We start from the raw sequence: 18000 nt of genomic DNA on the forward strand, positions 1-18000 counted from the left end.
AATGCAGGTGGAGAAACAACAGCGTTACGCAGAGTGGATGTTACTGGCTGTCGCCGTGGTCTGGGGAACGAGCTACGGCATGGCAAAACAGGCCGTTCTTTTCTATCCGGTCGTGGGTTTTCTGTTTATTCGTTTTTTGCTGACCTTCGTTCTGCTCTTACCCACGTTAAGGCTCTGCTGGCGCCAGGCGCTGCCCCCGGGGTTGATACTGGGTTCGGTGTTGTTGGCTATTTTCCTGTGTGAAACTTATGGGGTGGCGTTGACCTCTGCCAGTAATGCGGCATTTCTGATCAGCCTATGCGTGGTGCTGACGCCGTTTGTTGAATGGCTGATGTTCCGTCAGCGGCCCGAAATCAGCGTGTTTATCGCCGCCGCCGTCTCTCTTTGCGGTGCCATGCTGCTGGTGGGCGGTACGCAGATTGCGATGAACAGGGGCGATCTGCTGGTGTTGGGCGCTGCGCTGCTGCGCGCGTTGATGGTGTGTCTGACGAAAAAAATGACCCAGCATCGCAATGTGCCCGCACTGGCGCTGACGGCGGTACAAACCGGGGTGGTCGCCAGCGGTTCGCTGGTAGTGTTACTGGCGACAGAGCATGGGATACCGGCCCTGCCTGAGAGTACGCTGTTCTGGGGCCCGACGCTTTACCTGGTGTTGTTCTGCACGCTGTTTGCTTTCTTCGCGCAGAACTACGCGGTGAAACGTACCTCACCGACGCGTGCCTCACTATTAATGGGGTCTGAGCCGCTCTTTGGTGCCCTGTTTGCCGTGCTCTGGTTGCAGGAGTCGCTGACGCCAGCGGCATGGCTGGGCGGGTTGCTGATTGTTGCTGCATCGCTGTGGGCCACGCGCCCGGTTAAACGTAACCCGGGACTGAGCGCGGTAATGGAAAAAACCGACTGACGTCAGCCTTCATGATTAGAGTGGCTTGTCACAAAAGTGTCATATTTCGTACATTTTACTGTCACCAAACTGTCCTATTTTGCCTCCAGCAGCAATCATTAATTAGACAAACACGGCAACTGGCCTGACTTTTTAATCCCGTGGAGGGAACATGACACTGATGCACAAAACCCTGGCTCAATTCGTCGCAGTAACCCTTTCTCTGAGCGCCGTTACCGCAATGGCCGCGACCAACCTGACCGGTGCTGGCGGGACATTCCCGGCACCTGTGTATAACAAGTGGGCAGCAGAGTACAACACCGCGACGGGCAGCCAGGTTAACTATCAGGGTATCGGTTCATCCGGCGGCGTTAAGCAGATTATCGCTAAAACCGTAGACTTCGGTGCATCAGATGCGCCGATGAAAGACGAAGATTTAGAAAAAAATGGCCTGTTCCAGTTTCCGACAGTTATTGGCGGGGTGGTACTGGCGGTTAATATTCCTGGTATCAAATCTGGACAGCTGACGCTGGATGGCAAAACCGTGGGTGATATCTACCTCGGTACCATCAAAAAGTGGAACGACCCGGCCATCACCAAGCTGAACCCGGGCGTGAAACTGCCTGATTCCAACATCAACGTGGTACGCCGCGCTGACGGTTCGGGTACCTCATTCGTGTTCACCAGTTACCTGTCTAAAGTGAACAGCGACTGGAGCAGCAAAGTCGGTAAAGGTAGCACCGTTAACTGGCCAACCGGTTTGGGCGGCAAGGGTAACGACGGCGTGGCTGCATTCGTACAGCGTCTGCCAGGGTCTATCGGCTACGTTGAGTACGCCTACGCGAAACAGAACAGCCTGGCTTACACCAAGCTGGTGGATGCGGATGGCAAAGCCATTGAACCGGGTGAGAAAAGCTTTAGCGATGCCGCGAAAGGCGCAGACTGGTCCAAATCTTTTGCTCAGGATCTGACCTTCCAGAAAGGCGACAACGCGTGGCCAATCACCTCTACCACCTTTATCCTGGTGCACAAAGAGCAGGCTAATGCTGAGAAAGGCGCCGCCGTACTGAAGTTCTTCGACTGGGCTTATAAAAACGGCAGCAAAACCACGGCTGGCCTGGACTACGCATCACTGCCAGATTCTGTGATTGAGCAGATTCGTAGCGCCTGGAAAACCAACGTGAAAGACAGCTCCGGCAAAGCACTGTACTAAGCGATTGCAGTAAGCACCACGATGCGTGGTGCTTATGCCCCCATGGGCCAGGCTTGCCTGGCCCGATACGTATCAGCAGTATCAGACTCGAGAATTCTATGGCTGCAACCAAGCCGGCATTCAAGGCTCCCGGAAAACAGGGTGACATCATCTTCAGCGCGCTGGTTAAACTGGCTGCGTTGATTGTGCTGTTGCTGCTCGGTGGCATTATCGTTTCCCTGATTATCTCTTCATGGCCGAGTATCCAGAAGTTTGGTTTCTCGTTCCTGTGGAATAAAGAGTGGGATGCGCCTAACGAACAGTTTGGTGCGCTGGTGCCGATTTACGGTACCGTCGTCACCTCCATTATTGCCCTGCTTATCGCTGTCCCGGTAAGTTTCGGCATTGCCTTGTTCCTGACCGAACTGGCCCCTAACTGGCTGCGTCGCCCGCTGGGCGTGGCGATTGAACTGCTGGCGGCTATCCCCAGCATTGTGTATGGCATGTGGGGGCTGTTTATTTTCGCGCCACTGTTTGCCACCTATTTCCAGCAGCCCGTCGGGGACGTACTGGCTAACGTACCGATTGTAGGATCCCTGTTCTCCGGCCCGGCATTTGGTATCGGGATTTTAGCCGCCGGAATTATCCTGGCGATTATGATTATCCCTTATATCGCTTCCGTCATGCGCGACGTGTTCGAGCAGACGCCAGTGATGATGAAAGAGTCCGCGTACGGCATTGGCTGTACCACCTGGGAAGTGATGTGGCGTGTTGTGTTGCCCTTCACCAAAAACGGGGTGATTGGTGGGGTGATGCTGGGCCTGGGGCGCGCACTGGGTGAAACCATGGCGGTGACCTTCATTATCGGTAACACCTACCAACTCGACAGTGCTTCACTGTTTATGCCGGGTAACAGCATCACCTCCGCGCTGGCGAACGAATTTGCTGAAGCGGAATCGGGCGTGCATACCGCCGCGCTGATGGAGCTGGGGCTGATACTGTTTGTCATCACGTTTATCGTGCTGGCCTGTTCAAAACTGATGATCCTGCGTCTGGCAAAAAGTGAAGGAGCGCGCTCATGACCACGATGGAATTGCAGGCGCGTGACGAACTGCTCGCTTCACGCCGTAAGATGCAGGCGTGGCGCCGGATGAAAAACCGTATTGCCCTCGCCCTGTCGTTGCTGACGATGGCATTCGGTCTGTTCTGGCTGGTGTGGATCCTGTTTTCTACCGTGACTCGCGGTATCGACGGCATGACGCTGTCGCTGTTTACTGAGAATACGCCCCCGCCGAATACGGCGGGAGGAGGCCTGGCAAATGCCCTGGCAGGCAGCGGTCTGTTGATCTTCTGGTCAACCGCTGTGGGGACGCCGCTGGGGATTATGGCGGGGATCTATCTGGCTGAGTATGGCCGTAAGTCCTGGCTGGCCGAAGTGATTCGCTTTATTAACGACATTCTGCTTTCGGCGCCGTCGATTGTGGTCGGTCTGTTTGTGTACACCATCGTGGTGGCGCAGATGCAACACTTCTCCGGCTGGGCCGGGGTGGTGGCGCTGGCACTGTTGCAAATCCCGATCGTGATCCGCACCACCGAAAACATGCTTAGACTGGTACCGGACAGCCTGCGAGAAGCGGCGTATGCGCTGGGGACGCCAAAATGGAAGATGATTTCGGCGATTACCTTGAAAGCCTCCGTTTCCGGCATTCTGACAGGGGTTCTGCTGGCGATTGCCCGCATTGCCGGGGAAACCGCACCCCTGCTGTTTACCTCGCTGTCGAACCAGTTCTGGAGCACCGATATGATGCAGCCACTGGCGAACCTGCCGGTGACCATCTTTAAGTTCGCGATGAGTCCGTTTGCCGAATGGCAGAGTCTGGCCTGGGCGGGCGTGCTGATTATTACGCTGTGTGTACTGTTACTGAACATCCTGGCACGCGTGATCTTCGCCAAGAGCAAACATTAATTGAGCAGCGCGGCGTTAGCGGCGCGGACTAAGTGAGATAAAAATGGTTGATACGACTTCCGCTAAGATGATTCAGGTTCGTGATTTGAACTTCTATTACGGAAAATTCCATGCGCTGAAAAACATCAATCTGGATATTGCTAAAAACCAGGTGACGGCGTTTATCGGCCCATCCGGCTGCGGTAAATCCACGCTGCTGCGTACGTTTAACAAGATGTTTTCGCTCTATCCTGAGCAGCGTGCTGAAGGTGAAATCCTTCTGGATGGCGAAAACATCCTGACCGCCAGCCAGGATATCGCCCTGCTGCGTGCCCGTGTTGGCATGGTATTCCAGAAGCCTACACCGTTCCCGATGTCGATTTATGACAACATCGCTTTCGGTGTGCGTCTGTTTGAAAAGCTGTCACGTGCCGATATGGACGAACGCGTTCAGTGGGCATTGACGAAAGCGGCGCTGTGGACCGAAACCAAAGACAAGCTGCATCAGAGCGGTTACAGTCTTTCCGGCGGTCAGCAGCAGCGTCTGTGCATCGCGCGTGGTATTGCGATTCGCCCGGAAGTGTTACTGCTGGATGAACCTTGCTCGGCCCTGGACCCGATCTCAACCGGGCGCATCGAAGAGCTGATTACGGAACTGAAGCAGGATTACACCGTGGTGATCGTCACCCACAATATGCAGCAGGCAGCACGCTGCTCCGACCACACGGCATTTATGTACCTGGGCGAACTGATCGAGTTCAGTGATACCGATACACTGTTCACCAAGCCGCATCAGAAGCAAACTGAAGATTACATCACCGGCCGCTACGGTTGATTTGACTGGAGAATACAATGGATAGCTTAAATCTGAACAAACATATCTCCGGCCAGTTCAACGCCGAGCTGGAGCATATCCGCACCCAGGTGATGACCATGGGTGGCATGGTCGAGCAGCAGTTGACCGATGCCATCACGGCGATGCACAACCAGGATGGTGAACTGGCGAACAAGGTGATTGAAGGTGACCACAAGGTCAATATGATGGAGGTGGAGATTGATGAAGCCTGCGTACGCATCATCGCCAAACGTCAACCTACTGCCAGCGACCTGCGTCTGGTAATGGCGATCATCAAAACCATCTCTGAGCTGGAACGTATTGGTGATGTTGCCGAGAAGATCTGCCGTACCGCGCTGGAAAAATTCACCCAGCAGCACCAGCCGCTGCTGGTGAGCCTGGAGTCACTGGGCCATCACACCATTCAGATGCTGCATGACGTACTGGATGCTTTTGCGCGGATGGATCTTACTGCCGCCATTGAAATCTATCGTGAAGACAAGAAGGTTGACCAGGAGTATGAGGGCATCGTGCGCCAGCTGATGACCTATATGATGGAAGATCCGCGCACTATCCCGAGTGTGCTGACGGCCTTGTTCTGCGCGCGTGCCATCGAGCGCATCGGTGACCGCTGCCAGAACATTTGTGAAATTATCTTCTACTTCGTGAAAGGTCAGGATTTCCGTCACGTGGGCGGTGACCAGTTGGATAAACTGCTGACCGGCGATGACACCGGTAGCAATAACCCGTCGTAATCTCTGCTCAGGCGTGCCAACCCCCCGGCATGCCTGACTTCCTTCCCCATCACTTTTTCGTCTGGATACCTTCGTCGCTCATACTTATACTTGCGGCAAATTTCCAATGAAAAGGCCAGAAAATCATGTCAATTTCCCCCCCGGACAAGCGTAGCGTCACGCCGGGCAAAGCGATGGTCGCTGCTGTCAGCGGTTACGCAATGGACGGCTTTGATCTGCTGATCCTCGGTTTTATGTTACCTGCTATCAGTCTGTCGCTGGCATTATCCCCCTCGCAGGCTGGTTCACTGGTCACCTGGACACTGATTGGTGCCGTGCTGGGAGGCATTGTTTTCGGCCATATCAGCGATCGTCTCGGGCGTATTCGTGTACTGACCTTTACCATCCTGATGTTTTCAGTCTTTACCGGGCTGTGCGCAGTGGCGCAGGGATATTGGGATTTACTGGCGTATCGCACCCTTGCGGGTATGGGCCTGGGCGGTGAGTTCGGTATTGGTATGGCGTTGATCGCCGAAGCCTGGCCTGCCAACAAGCGTAACCGTGCTTCAGCGTGGGTGGGCATGGGGTGGCAACTCGGCGTACTGCTGGCGGCATTTATCACGCCGTTGCTGCTGAATGTGATCGGCTGGCGCGGCATGTTCCTCGTTGGCCTGCTGCCCGCCCTGGCCTCGTTTGCCATTCGTCGTGGCATGGGGGAGCCGGAAGCGTTCACCCAGCATGTGGATGTGAATCAGGGGTTGTCGTTCACGGCGCGCATTAAGCTGTTGTTCGTGGATGCGGCTACCACCAAAGCCAGCATCGGCATCTTTATCCTCTGTTCTGTACAGAACTTTGGTTATTACGGTCTGATGATCTGGATGCCGAGTTATCTCTCATCTAACTTTGGTTTTTCGCTGACGAAATCCGGGTTGTGGACGGCGGTCACGGTCGTCGGGATGACCTTCGGTATCTGGTTATTTGGTCTGCTGGCCGATCGCTTCTCCCGCTGGAAAATTTTCCTGCTGTATCAGTTTGGCGCAGTGGTGATGGTGGTGGTTTACGCTCAGTTGCGCGATCCGACGACCATGCTGTTTACCGGGGCACTGATGGGGATGTTTGTGAATGGCATGATTGGCGGTTACGGCGCGCTGATTTCTGACACTTATCCGGTGAAAGTACGTGCTACGGCGCAGAATGTCTTGTTTAACCTGGGGCGTGGTGTGGGTGGATTTGGTCCGCTGGTGATTGGGCTGCTGGTCAGCCAGTGGTCATTTACTGCTGCTATCACCATGCTGGCACTGATCTATCTGCTGGATATTGTCGCCACGTTATTCCTGCTGCCGAAAAAGCAGGGTAACGATGATGCACTGGGCGCGATTGGCTAACTGAGCGGCATCCTGCGCTGGTCCCTTCAGCGCAGGATAATATGAACCTGATTTCTCCCCCCGTTTTCTTCTATTCTTCCTTTTCCCTTTATTATTTTTATAGAAATTTTCTTAAAGTGCTTATTTATTTAAATTTACACTTTAATAGGTGTGTGAATATATCGGCTTGGTAACCTGTTTGGCATATAGTGGTATTATTTTTCTTTGTGATTTTATATTGTTTACAGCGCTTAAGAAAAACGATAGTCTCGAAATTAGTCAATGGTTTTTGTTTTTTTTCTCAGTGTTGAGGCGATATATCCCTTCTTTATTTTCCATTTCGATTTTGATGTGTTCCGCGCTGAAAATATCAACTGGTCACTTAGGGGGAACGGTGCTGGCAGCGATAATAACAATGCAGGTACACGATCCCTCCTCACCGTGAGTATAATTAATATAGCGAAAAGGAGTAATGTATAGCGGGTGATTAACGCTATCATTAATATATTAGATATGAGAAGAAATAAAACAGCCGTTCAGCTAAAGAAACAAGAGGCATTCCGTGCGCTGGCTTTAATCTGCCAGGAACTCGCCTCCAGCCCCAAAGAGGGTACGCATTTATCCGATCCCACGCTATGGCCTAAAACCAGAGAGTTAGCGGATAATTGCGGTGAGAGTATCTATATGATGCGAAATATTCTTTTACAGCTGGTCGATGAAGGCAAAGTTATTAAACATGCTTCACTGCTGTCAAATTCATTACGCTGGTATATCAATGAGGGGGACGGTATTTGATTTTTTCTATACCGCTTGCTGGCAACAGGCCGGGTTGTTTCCGGCCTGCCCCCATTTAGCGCGTTAACTGCCAGCCACGCGCCTGCCATAAATCTGGCAGCTGTGCCATATCATCAAACACCGTCACCAGTGGATGGTTGATTACCGGATTATGCGCATCGACGCAGTAATAGAATACCGGGATCCCGGCGGCGATGCCCGCTTTTGCCCCCGCCTCAGAATCATCGATCAGAATGCAGCGCTCAATCGCAACGCCCATCTGTTTGGCAGCGTAGTACATCAATTCCGGGTCGGGTTTCCAGTGCTCAATGTCATAGCCGCTGTATAAGCGGTCCCCAAAGAAGGAGAGCATGCCGGTCAGGCCGAGCGAATGCTGCATTTTGGGGACGGTCCCGTTAGAGACGACACAGGCCGGAACACTCACTTTTTCCAGCAACGCCTTTGCACCGTGAATCGGTTTAAGCTCCAGGTCAAACAGGCGAGCCACTTCCTGACGATAAGCCTGTTCCAGGACTTCAACCGGGGTCGTCAGCGGGTGCTGCTGGCAGACATCCGCGATGATGTCGTACAGTTTCACTCCTTTGTACTTTTCGAACATCTCCTGCAGCGACAGCGTGACACCAAACTGCGCGAAAGTGTTGACGTACGCCTGAGTACAGAGCATTTCGCTGTCGACCAGCGTTCCATCACAATCGAAAAAAATGCATTCCACGGTCATCCTGATTCCTTCTGTCCAGTGGGTGGATACCCGATAGTAGCGCGAAGCGGGGTGAATTATGTCAATTACTGTTAACGGTTGTGATAAGACGGGTAAAACAGCGCAATCGGTTGCGAAAAAACCGGGTGATCGGCATCCCAAAATCAGAATTTTGGGGTAGGATAACGGCCGACAACTTTTCTCCGTTCTGGAAACACATAATGACGAATCCCGGTCTGTTACAACGGATTTTTAAATTGCAGGAGCATGGCACCACCGTTCGTACCGAGGTGATTGCTGGTTTCACCACCTTTTTGACGATGGTGTATATCGTTTTTGTTAACCCTCAGATCCTCGGCGTGGCCGGCATGGACACGCAGGCGGTCTTCGTTACCACCTGTCTGATAGCTGCCGGAGGCAGTATTCTGATGGGGCTGGTCGCGAACCTGCCTGTGGCACTGGCCCCCGCGATGGGGCTGAACGCCTTCTTCGCCTTCGTGGTCGTGGGTGCGATGGGGATATCCTGGCAGATCGGAATGGGCGCTATTTTCTGGGGGGCTGTTGGCCTGCTGTTGCTGACGATCTTCCGTGTGCGTTACTGGATGATTGCCAATATTCCACTGAGTCTGCGCGTCGGGATCACTGCCGGTATTGGTCTGTTTATTGCGATGATGGGGCTGAAAAATGCCGGTATTATCGTGGCCAACGAAGCAACACTGGTAACAGTCGGTAACCTGACCTCGCACAGCGTACTGCTGGGTGCGTTGGGCTTCTTTATTATCGCCATCCTTGCATCGCGCAATATCCATGCGGCGGTGCTGGTGTCGATCGTGGTGACCACGCTGATTGGTCTGGCGATTGGTGATGTGAAATATACCGGTATCTTCTCAGCGCCTCCTGCGGTGACCTCCGTTCTGGGGCAGGTTAACCTGAAAGATTCACTGAACGTTGGCATGGCCGGGATCATCTTCTCCTTTATGCTGGTCAACCTGTTTGACTCTTCCGGGACGTTGATTGGTGTGACGGATAAAGCCGGTCTGACTGATGAGACGGGTAAGTTCCCGCGTATGAAGCAGGCGCTGTATGTGGACAGCATCAGTTCCGTTGCCGGCTCATTTATCGGTACCTCTTCGGTGACTGCGTATATCGAAAGCTCATCCGGCGTGTCCGTGGGCGGTCGTACCGGCCTGATGGCCGTTGTGACGGGCGTGCTGTTCCTGCTGGTGATGTTCCTGTCACCGCTGGCGGGTATGGTCCCCGCTTATGCCGCAGCCGGTGCGCTGATCTACGTGGGCGTGCTGATGACCTCAAGCCTGGCGCGCGTGAAGTGGGATGACCTGACCGAAGCGGTTCCGGCGTTTGTGACAGCGGCGATGATGCCATTCAGTTTCTCGATCACTGAAGGTATCGCACTGGGCTTTATCTCTTACTGCGTGATGAAGCTGGGCACGGGGCGCTGGCGTGAAATCAGCCCGTGCGTCGTGGTCGTGGCGTTACTGTTCGTTCTGAAAATCGCGTTTATCGACGCGCATTAATCAGACTAACGGGTGGTGGTAACGCCACCCGTTTGACTCTCAGGAGTGATAGAGCGGTTTTTCCGCCGGCAGACTGGTCAGACGCAGCGTGCGTGGCCCAAGATTGTGTGCATAAACGTTAAAATCCCGCAGTGATTCCCAGCCATCTTCCCCGTTATATTCCCACAAATGCAGTCGGTCAGTGCCTGGCGATAACGCACAGGACCACACCAGCAATGGCTCAACATCACACAGCGCCTGAATATCTGGCCAGGTGACGCAGCGCAGTCGTCCTGATGCCGGGTGCAAGCGTAGTGAATCACTTCCTTCATCCGCTTCGCCAGTGAGTTTTAGAATGCTTTGGCGTAGCGTCCACAGCTGCGTAGACGCCTCAATGGCATCATTCTGTGCATTGATCCACGCTTTCTCTCCCGACGACAGACATTCAAAATGATGCTCCGTCGTCTGACGGCTATGTGCGCGGACAATTTCCATATCGAGTCCGGCGCGGCCCCGTTCCTCAGCTAACATCACACCGACCATGTTACCGGCGTAGGCCAGGCTAAAGTCAGGGAGATCCGGGTCTGCAAAGCAGGGGCGTCCACTGGTGGTGGTGATCAATTCGGGCAAAAGGGGGATGCCATACACGCGCAGCATCAGTTCAGCGAGCAGGCTTCGGGCGGCCAGATAACGGGCCCGGCGTTTCTCGGAAAATCTGCTGGCCTGCTCTACCATCTGCTGCGGGAGTCGGTGAACCTGGGGTCTGGTTTGGGCGAGTGCCCAACGTGCAAAATGACTTGCCATCTGTCGCTCCGTGAAAATGGTCGGGTAATCATCTCTGCCATTGTAAGAATTTTCTTATCAAATTTCACCTGGGATTCCATTCCCAGGGGTATTTTCGGACTATTGTCACTGTTTATAGCCAGATTGCTGGTGGAATAGAGCGATCACACCGGGTGTTTACTTCCCGATGCAAAAACTGGAGAAAATACGCCCCAGCAGATCATCCGAGCTAAATTCTCCGGTAATTTCACTCAGCGCTTGCTGGGCAAGGCGAAGCTCTTCTGCCAGTAATTCACCGGCCCAGGCACCCAGCAGTTGGTCTTTGCCCTGCTGTAAGTGAGTGGCTGCTAACTCGAGTGCGAGCAGGTGGCGTCGGCGTGCCAGGAAGCCACCTTCCATATTGCCAGAGAAACCCATGCTGTGCTTCAGGTGGTCGCGCAGGACATCAATGCCATCGCCAGTGCGTGCCGACAGACGAATAAGTGAGTGACCATTTACTTCTTCGATGCCCAGCACTTCACCTGTCATATCAGCTTTATTGCGCACCACGGTAATCGGTAACGTTTGTGGCAGCCGGGCGATAAAGTCCGGCCATATTTCGGCCGGGCCGGTCGCACCCGTTGTGGTGCCATCGACCATAAACAGCACACGATCGGCCTGTTCGATCTCATTCCATGCGCGTTCGATGCCAATGCGCTCAACTTCATCGCTGGCTTCGCGTAATCCTGCGGTATCAATGATATGCAGCGGCATGCCATCAATATGGATATGCTCGCGCAGCACATCGCGGGTGGTGCCCGCGATATCGGTCACAATCGCTGCTTCGCGTCCGGCCAGTGCATTCAGCAGGCTGGATTTACCGGCGTTTGGACGCCCGGCGATAACCACTTTCATCCCTTCACGCAGCAGGCTGCCCTGGCGTGCTTCGGCACGTACGTCGTCAAGGTCGGCAATCACCTGATGCAGCTGCGCTTCAATTTTACCGTCGGAGAGGAAGTCGATCTCCTCATCCGGGAAGTCGATGGCTGCTTCTACATAGATTCGCAGGTGAGTAAGTGCTTCCACAAGATGGTTTACACGGGCAGAAAATACGCCCTGTAATGAATTAACGGCGGAACGTGCTGCTTGCTCGGAGCTGGCATCAATCAGGTCGGCAATCGCTTCAGCCTGTGCCAGATCCAGTTTGTCATTGAGGAAGGCGCGTTCTGAGAACTCTCCCGGATTGGCAATTCGCAGCCCGGGCAGTGCCACAATACGCTTCAGCAACAGATCAAGGATCACCGGACCGCCGTGGCCCTGAAGTTCCAGTACATCTTCACCGGTAAATGAGTTCGGGCCGGGGAACCACAGCGCGATGCCCTGATCGAGAGTGCTACCGTCGGCGTCACGGAACGGCAGATAGTCGGCGTAACGCGGTTTAGGCAGTTTACCCAGCAGTAACTGCGCAACGTCTGCGGCCTTGCTGCCAGAAATACGCAGAATGCCGACGCCGCCGCGTCCTGGCGCGGTCGCCTGCGCGACGATAGTATCGCTATGGCTCATGTTGAATTCTCTTTTGGAAATAAAAAGGCGGTCATAATGACCGCCTTAGTGTAAGCATTGTGCGTGTTGTTCGCACGGGGCGACCGGAAAAAATGGTTGCCCCCTACGTGCAGGGACTGACCTTCTTTTTCGGTCAGCCCGCAGCATTAACAGATTACGCTTTTTTCTTGTCGCGGCTGTGCAGGCCACGTTTTTCCAGGCCGCGATAAATCAGCTGCTGCTGGAGAATGGTCACCAGGTTACTGACGATGTAGTACAGCACCAGACCTGACGGGAACCACAAGAAGAACACGGTGAAGATCACGGGCATAAAGGTCATGATCTTCTGCTGCATCGGATCGGTCACGGTGGTTGGCGACATCTTCTGAATGAAGAACATCGTGATACCCATCAGGATCGGCAGAATATAGTACGGGTCCTGTGCTGCCAGGTCATGGATCCACAGGGCGAACGGCGCATGACGCAGTTCTACCGAGCCCATCAGCATGTAGTAAAGGGCCAGGAAGATAGGCATCTGGATAACCAGAGGCAGACAGCCGCCCAGCGGGTTTACTTTCTCCGCTTTGTACAACGCCATCATTTCCTGGCTCATACGCTGCTTGTCATCACCTAAACGCTCACGCATCGCCTGAATCTTAGGCTGCAACATGCGCATTTTTGCCATCGAGGTGTACTGCGCTTTGGTCAGCGGGTACATGATGCCACGCACGATGAAGGTGATTACGATAATGGAGAAGCCCCAGTTACCGATAAAGGTGTGCAGGAATTTCAGCAGTTTGAACAGCGGCTGAGAGATAAACCACAACCAGCCGTAATCCACGGTCAGATCAAGGTGGGGAGCCACAGCTGCCATCTTGTCCTGAATTTCCGGGCCCACCCACAGGGTGGCTGCCAGCTGCTGCTGAGAACCTGGTGCGACGGTGACCGGTGCAGATTTGTAGCCAATCGCCGCGATTCCGTTACCCAGATTGCTGGTGTACAGCGTGTTGTTACCCGCCGTCTGTGGAACCCATGCGGTGGCGAAGTACTGCTGCATCATTGCCACCCAGCCATTGGTGGTCGTGGTGCTCAGGTTTTCGTTATCGCTGATTTTATCGAATTTGTACTTTTCGTAGTTTGTCTCACTGCTGGAGTAAGCCGCGCCACGGAAAGTGTGCAGAGCAAAGTTGCTGCTGCCGGTATCGCGATGCTTCGGCAGGTCAATAGACTGCTTCAGCTGACCGAACATTGACACTTCCAGCGGCTGCTGTGAGGCGTTGTTGATCTGATAATCGACATTAATCGCGTATTCACCACGTTTCAGAACGAAGGTCTTGGTGAAGGTTGCGCCGTTTTCCGCGGTAAAGGTCAACGGAATACGCAGCTCGCTCTGGCCATCAGCCAGCTCGAAGTGATCCTGGCCTGCGGTATACAGAGGACGTGCGCCATTGGCCGGATTATCCGGGCCGTTACGACCAGTCAGACCGCTCTGGGCCTGATACAGGAATCCAGGCGTGGTTTCCAACAGTTGGAAAGGCTTGTCTGAACCCAGTGAATCCGGGTAAGTCAGCAATAACGCCTGGTCAATATCGCCACCGCGAGTATTGATGTTTAAAGACAGGACATCAGTCTTAACGGTGATCGTTTTGCCCTGGCCACTGGCAGGTACGCCCTGATTGGCGGCATCACCGGCTGCACTGGTCGTGTTTTGCGTGGTCTGGGTCTGCAATGGCTGCGGAGCGTGGTCCGTCTGCCAGGCTTGCCAGATCATGAAGGACACGAACAGAAAAGCGATGAGGAAAAGATTGCGTTGCGAATCCATCGTTAATGTTCTCTGGGATCAATGGTTATGTGGCGGCACCGGATCGTCGCCACCCGGGTTCAAGGGGTGGCATTTTAATATGCGTTTCATCGTCAACCAACTCCCTTTTATCACCCCAAACCTGCGCAATGCCTCAATTCCGTATTGCGAACAGGTGGGATGGAAACGGCAGTGGGGTCCTAACAGCGGGCTGATAACGCGTTGATAGACGCGTATCAGCCCGATCAGGAGCCGCGAGCCAGGCGACAATGGCGACGCCATAGTTTCTCCAACGCTTCCGTCAGTGCCTTATTATCCAGATCGGCAACACCCTTTTTCGCTACGATGACAAAATCCATCGCCGGAAGCTCATGTTGACGCAGACGAAAGCTTTCGCGGGTCAATCGCTTGATCCGGTTACGCTCGTGAGCACGTTTAACATGTTTTTTGGCGACGGTAAGACCGATGCGGGGATGCCCCAGCGCGTTCAGGCGGCCGAGAATAGTAATTTGCGGCGTGCCAGCCCGTTGTGGCTGCTGGAAGACGAAAGTGAAATGAGTGGGAGTTAACAAACGTAACTCCCTGGGAAATGCGAGCTTAACCACTCAGCGGTTAGCTTTTATTACTTAGAAACGGTCAGACGAGAACGGCCTTTAGCACGACGACGTGCCAGAACCTGACGACCATTTTTATTTGCCATACGAGCACGGAAACCGTGTGAACGGTTACGCTTCAGTACGGACGGTTGAAAAGTGCGTTTCATGGCGATTTCTACCTAAACTTGAAAAATTTCACTTGGTGACGCGTTATCTGGCCCGAAAAAACGACCGACGCCTCAGTGTGTCTTTAATAAAGAGGCGGGATTGTAATAATTGTACAGTCCAGAGTCAATTTACTTCGCGTGAAAAGCGCATCCTGATTGCCCGTAGTGACCGCAAAAACAGCCAAAACGGCCATGGCGCACACGCCGGGGCAAGAATTATACGGCGTCCAGTAAAAAGCGCAAGGATCGCGCAGGATCTTCTGGCGATCCTGTTGCATGCTGTTTGCGGCAATAACGTGATGGCACCATTAAATTTCAATGAATGCAGACGATCCTGAATGTCTTTTGCTCAGGGTGGCGTAAACTTATCCCCGCTGTACATGCCTGTGGATAAATTGGATCAAAACTGTGTAGAAAGTGAAGATCTCTGCTGCGCTTTACGCTATGATCCGCCCTTCCGCTAACGATCCTTCGGGTCGATCCTACCCCTTAAGCATTAGATATGCCGGGGACGGGCGGAGTAACCGTGGATAGCGGTTCGCATGTGTTTCATCGGCATGCGTCAACAATGATGAAATTATCGCTTCAGCGCTTTTATTTCTTATCGAATTTTTTCGAGTGGAGTCCGCCGTGTCACTTACGCTTTGGCAACAGTGTCTTGCCCGCCTGCAGGATGAGCTACCTGCCACAGAATTCAGCATGTGGATACGCCCCTTGCAGGCCGAATTGAATGACAATACGCTGGCCTTGTATGCACCAAACCGTTTTGTACTCGATTGGGTTCGGGATAAATACCTGAATAATATCAATGCTCTGCTAAATGATTTTTGCGGGGCAAATGTGCCATTGCTGCGCTTTGAAGTGGGCAGTAAGCCCGTCGCGCAAACCATCAGCCAGCCGGTGATGGCCACGGCACATGCCAGTTCACCAGGCATCATCAGCCGCCCTGCACCGATGCGCCCCAGCTGGGACAATATGCCTGCACCGGCGGAGCTGTCTTACCGCTCAAATGTGAACACCAAGCACAACTTCGACAATTTCGTTGAGGGTAAATCAAACCAGCTGGCACGTGCGGCGGCACGTCAGGTGGCTGATAACCCGGGTGGCGCGTATAACCCGTTATTCCTTTATGGTGGTACCGGTCTCGGTAAGACGCACTTGTTGCATGCGGTCGGCAACGGGATCATGGCACGTAAGCCAAACGCGAAAGTGGTGTATATGCACTCGGAGCGTTTTGTGCAGGACATGGTCAAGGCGCTACAGAACAACGCCATCGAAGAATTTAAGCGTTACTATCGCTCAGTGGATGCGCTGCTGATCGATGACATTCAGTTTTTTGCCAATAAAGAGCGATCGCAGGAAGAGTTTTTCCACACCTTTAACGCCCTGCTGGAAGGTAATCAGCAGATCATTTTGACCTCGGATCGTTATCCGAAAGAGATCAATGGTGTGGAAGATCGACTCAAATCCCGCTTTGGCTGGGGCCTGACGGTGGCGATCGAGCCGCCTGAGTTGGAAACCCGCGTAGCGATCCTGATGAAGAAAGCGGATGAGAATGACATTCGCCTGCCGGGTGAAGTGGCGTTCTTTATTGCCAAGCGTCTGCGTTCTAATGTGCGTGAGCTTGAAGGTGCGTTAAACCGCGTGATCGCCAACGCCAACTTTACCGGTCGTGCCATCACGATCGATTTTGTGCGCGAAGCCTTACGTGACCTGCTTGCCTTGCAGGAGAAGCTGGTAACTATCGATAATATTCAGAAGACGGTTGCTGAGTATTATAAAATTAAAGTCGCCGATCTGCTGTCGAAGCGACGTTCCCGTTCGGTTGCACGCCCGCGCCAGATGGCGATGGCGATGGCCAAGGAACTGACCAACCACAGTCTGCCGGAAATCGGTGATGCTTTCGGGGGTCGTGACCACACCACAGTGCTACATGCCTGCCGTAAAATTGAGCAGCTGCGTGAAGAGAGTCATGACATTAAAGAAGATTTCTCAAATCTAATCAGAACATTATCTTCCTGACTATGAAATTTATTGTAGAACGTGAGCATTTACTCAAGCCATTACAGCAAGTTAGCAGCCCATTAGGCGGTCGTCCGACGCTGCCGATCCTTGGCAACCTGTTGTTGCAGGTTAATGAAGGCACGCTGTTGCTGACGGGCACCGATCTGGAAATGGAAATGGTGGCGCGCGTTGCGCTGACGCAGGACCATGAGCCTGGCGCCACGACGGTACCGGCACGCAAATTCTTTGATATCTGCCGGGGTTTGCCGGAAGGCGCTGAAATCACGGTGATTCTGGAAGGCGAAAGAATGCTGGTGCGCTCCGGCCGCAGCCGTTTCTCGCTGTCTACCCTGCCTGCCAGTGATTTCCCTAACCTGGATGACTGGCAGAGCGAGGTCGAATTCACACTGCCGCAGGCGACCCTTAAACGCCTGATTGAAGCCACGCAGTTCTCTATGGCCCATCAGGACGTGCGTTATTACCTGAACGGAATGCTGTTTGAGACAGAAGGTGAAGAGCTGCGTACTGTGGCCACCGATGGTCACCGCCTGGCGGTCTGTTCAATGCCGGTGGGCCAGCAGCTCCCCAGCCATTCGGTGATCGTGCCGCGTAAAGGGGTTATTGAGCTGGTGCGTCTGCTGGATGGCGGCGATACCCTGTTACAGGTACAGATTGGCAGCAATAATATCCGTGCACATGTGGGTGATTTTATTTTCACCTCGAAGCTGGTTGATGGCCGCTTCCCGGATTATCGCCGCGTGTTGCCGAAGAACCCGGACAAAACCCTCGATGCAGGCTGTGATCTGCTGAAGCAGGCGTTTTCCCGTGCAGCGATCCTCTCTAATGAGAAATTCCGCGGTGTTCGCCTCTATATCAGCGAAAATCAGCTAAAAATTACGGCAAATAACCCGGAGCAGGAAGAAGCGGAAGAGATGCTGGATGTGACCTACGGTGGCACCGATCTCGAAATCGGCTTCAACGTCAGCTATGTGCTGGATGTCCTGAACGCGCTGAAGTGCGAGAACGTGCGTCTGCTGCTGACCGATTCCGTTTCCAGCGTCCAGATTGAAGATGCAGCCAGTCAGTCAGCGGCCTATGTTGTGATGCCAATGCGCTTGTAATTGCTGAGTTCATCTTCATCTCCGTAGGGGTCAGGTACGCCTGACCCAGAC

17 protein-coding genes and 1 pseudogene are annotated in these 18000 nt (G+C 53.6%); 11 read left to right on the forward strand and 7 right to left on the reverse strand.

Annotation, left to right across the window (positions count from 1 at the left end):
- The first annotated feature begins 7 nt into the window (after positions 1-7).
- The 8 genes from FY046_RS21045 (at position 8) to FY046_RS21080 (ending at position 7745) form a co-directional block, all read left to right on the forward strand.
- Positions 8-901, forward strand: a complete 894-nt coding sequence (locus FY046_RS21045; RefSeq protein ID WP_197931243.1) for a DMT family transporter — start codon at positions 8-10, stop codon at positions 899-901.
- 151 nt (positions 902-1052) lie between these two features.
- Entirely contained in the window at positions 1053-2093 is a 1041-nt protein-coding gene (gene pstS / locus FY046_RS21050; RefSeq protein ID WP_133844836.1) for a phosphate ABC transporter substrate-binding protein PstS, read from the forward strand.
- A 98-nt stretch (positions 2094-2191) separates the two neighbouring features.
- Positions 2192-3154, forward strand: coding sequence for a phosphate ABC transporter permease PstC (pstC, locus tag FY046_RS21055; protein ID WP_133844835.1), 963 nt, complete (start codon positions 2192-2194; stop codon positions 3152-3154).
- On the forward strand, positions 3151-4038 hold the full coding sequence (pstA, locus tag FY046_RS21060) for a phosphate ABC transporter permease PstA (RefSeq protein WP_133844834.1): 888 nt from the start codon (positions 3151-3153) through the stop codon (positions 4036-4038). Before pstC ends, pstA begins: the two co-directional genes overlap by 4 nt.
- A gap of 43 nt (positions 4039-4081) precedes the next feature.
- The gene (gene pstB / locus FY046_RS21065) at positions 4082-4852 is read left to right on the forward strand and encodes a phosphate ABC transporter ATP-binding protein PstB (RefSeq protein WP_133844833.1); all 771 of its coding nucleotides are present in this window, start codon (positions 4082-4084) and stop codon (positions 4850-4852) included.
- A gap of 17 nt (positions 4853-4869) precedes the next feature.
- Complete coding sequence (phoU, locus tag FY046_RS21070; RefSeq protein ID WP_133844830.1) at positions 4870-5607, forward strand: phosphate signaling complex protein PhoU; 738 nt, start codon at positions 4870-4872, stop codon at positions 5605-5607.
- Positions 5608-5732: 125 nt separating this feature from the next.
- Positions 5733-6971, forward strand: a complete 1239-nt coding sequence (locus tag FY046_RS21075; RefSeq protein ID WP_133844828.1) for an MFS transporter — start codon at positions 5733-5735, stop codon at positions 6969-6971.
- Positions 6972-7433: 462 nt separating this feature from the next.
- Entirely contained in the window at positions 7434-7745 is a 312-nt protein-coding gene (locus tag FY046_RS21080; protein WP_238337116.1) for a hypothetical protein, read from the forward strand.
- A 55-nt stretch (positions 7746-7800) separates the two neighbouring features.
- On the opposite strand, the gene yieH is transcribed toward FY046_RS21080, so the two are convergent.
- The gene (yieH, locus tag FY046_RS21085) at positions 7801-8463 is read right to left on the reverse strand and encodes a 6-phosphogluconate phosphatase (RefSeq protein ID WP_446186456.1); all 663 of its coding nucleotides are present in this window, start codon (positions 8461-8463) and stop codon (positions 7801-7803) included.
- A gap of 200 nt (positions 8464-8663) precedes the next feature.
- Here yieH and FY046_RS21090 point away from each other — a divergent pair, with 200 nt between their 5' ends.
- On the forward strand, positions 8664-9977 hold the full coding sequence (locus tag FY046_RS21090; protein ID WP_133844824.1) for an NCS2 family permease: 1314 nt from the start codon (positions 8664-8666) through the stop codon (positions 9975-9977).
- Positions 9978-10016: 39 nt separating this feature from the next.
- Here the strand turns inward: FY046_RS21090 and FY046_RS21095 are convergent, their stop codons facing one another.
- The 6 genes and pseudogenes from FY046_RS21095 to rpmH form a co-directional block, all read right to left on the reverse strand.
- Positions 10017-10760, reverse strand: coding sequence for a 4'-phosphopantetheinyl transferase family protein (locus FY046_RS21095; RefSeq protein ID WP_133844822.1), 744 nt, complete (start codon positions 10758-10760; stop codon positions 10017-10019).
- 156 nt (positions 10761-10916) lie between these two features.
- A complete protein-coding gene (gene mnmE, locus FY046_RS21100; RefSeq protein ID WP_133844820.1) occupies positions 10917-12281 on the reverse strand; it encodes a tRNA uridine-5-carboxymethylaminomethyl(34) synthesis GTPase MnmE in 1365 nt (454 codons plus the stop codon).
- A gap of 154 nt (positions 12282-12435) precedes the next feature.
- Positions 12436-14082 (reverse strand): membrane protein insertase YidC, encoded by a 1647-nt coding sequence (yidC, locus tag FY046_RS21105; protein ID WP_159338279.1) that lies wholly within the window; start codon positions 14080-14082, stop codon positions 12436-12438.
- 2 nt (positions 14083-14084) lie between these two features.
- A pseudogene (gene yidD / locus FY046_RS21110) lies at positions 14085-14343 on the reverse strand (membrane protein insertion efficiency factor YidD).
- Complete coding sequence (rnpA, locus tag FY046_RS21115; RefSeq protein WP_062744083.1) at positions 14307-14666, reverse strand: ribonuclease P protein component; 360 nt, start codon at positions 14664-14666, stop codon at positions 14307-14309. The pseudogene yidD and the gene rnpA overlap by 37 nt, the downstream one beginning before the upstream one ends.
- 17 nt (positions 14667-14683) lie before the next feature.
- Entirely contained in the window at positions 14684-14824 is a 141-nt protein-coding gene (rpmH, locus tag FY046_RS21120; RefSeq protein ID WP_003023858.1) for a 50S ribosomal protein L34, read from the reverse strand.
- A gap of 630 nt (positions 14825-15454) precedes the next feature.
- Between rpmH and dnaA the strand changes: the two genes are divergently transcribed.
- Positions 15455-16846 (forward strand): chromosomal replication initiator protein DnaA, encoded by a 1392-nt coding sequence (dnaA, locus tag FY046_RS21125; protein ID WP_133844812.1) that lies wholly within the window; start codon positions 15455-15457, stop codon positions 16844-16846.
- 2 nt (positions 16847-16848) lie between these two features.
- Positions 16849-17949 (forward strand): DNA polymerase III subunit beta, encoded by a 1101-nt coding sequence (gene dnaN, locus FY046_RS21130; RefSeq protein WP_133844810.1) that lies wholly within the window; start codon positions 16849-16851, stop codon positions 17947-17949.
- Positions 17950-18000: the final 51 nt, after the last annotated feature.

It is taken from the genome of Erwinia sp. 1181_3 (assembly GCF_052824965.1).

Coding starts and splice junctions, on each gene's coding strand:
- pstS (WP_133844836.1), top strand. CDS start 1,053: ATGACACTGATGCACAAAACCCTGGCTCAATTCGTCGCAGTAACCCTT.
- pstC (WP_133844835.1), top strand. CDS start 2,192: ATGGCTGCAACCAAGCCGGCATTCAAGGCTCCCGGAAAACAGGGTGAC.
- pstA (WP_133844834.1), top strand. CDS start 3,151: ATGACCACGATGGAATTGCAGGCGCGTGACGAACTGCTCGCTTCACGC.
- pstB (WP_133844833.1), top strand. CDS start 4,082: ATGGTTGATACGACTTCCGCTAAGATGATTCAGGTTCGTGATTTGAAC.
- phoU (WP_133844830.1), top strand. CDS start 4,870: ATGGATAGCTTAAATCTGAACAAACATATCTCCGGCCAGTTCAACGCC.
- FY046_RS21075 (WP_133844828.1), top strand. CDS start 5,733: ATGTCAATTTCCCCCCCGGACAAGCGTAGCGTCACGCCGGGCAAAGCG.
- yieH (WP_446186456.1), bottom strand. CDS start 8,463: ATGACCGTGGAATGCATTTTTTTCGATTGTGATGGAACGCTGGTCGAC.
- FY046_RS21090 (WP_133844824.1), top strand. CDS start 8,664: ATGACGAATCCCGGTCTGTTACAACGGATTTTTAAATTGCAGGAGCAT.
- FY046_RS21095 (WP_133844822.1), bottom strand. CDS start 10,760: ATGGCAAGTCATTTTGCACGTTGGGCACTCGCCCAAACCAGACCCCAG.
- mnmE (WP_133844820.1), bottom strand. CDS start 12,281: ATGAGCCATAGCGATACTATCGTCGCGCAGGCGACCGCGCCAGGACGC.
- yidC (WP_159338279.1), bottom strand. CDS start 14,082: ATGGATTCGCAACGCAATCTTTTCCTCATCGCTTTTCTGTTCGTGTCC.
- rpmH (WP_003023858.1), bottom strand. CDS start 14,824: ATGAAACGCACTTTTCAACCGTCCGTACTGAAGCGTAACCGTTCACAC.
- dnaN (WP_133844810.1), top strand. CDS start 16,849: ATGAAATTTATTGTAGAACGTGAGCATTTACTCAAGCCATTACAGCAA.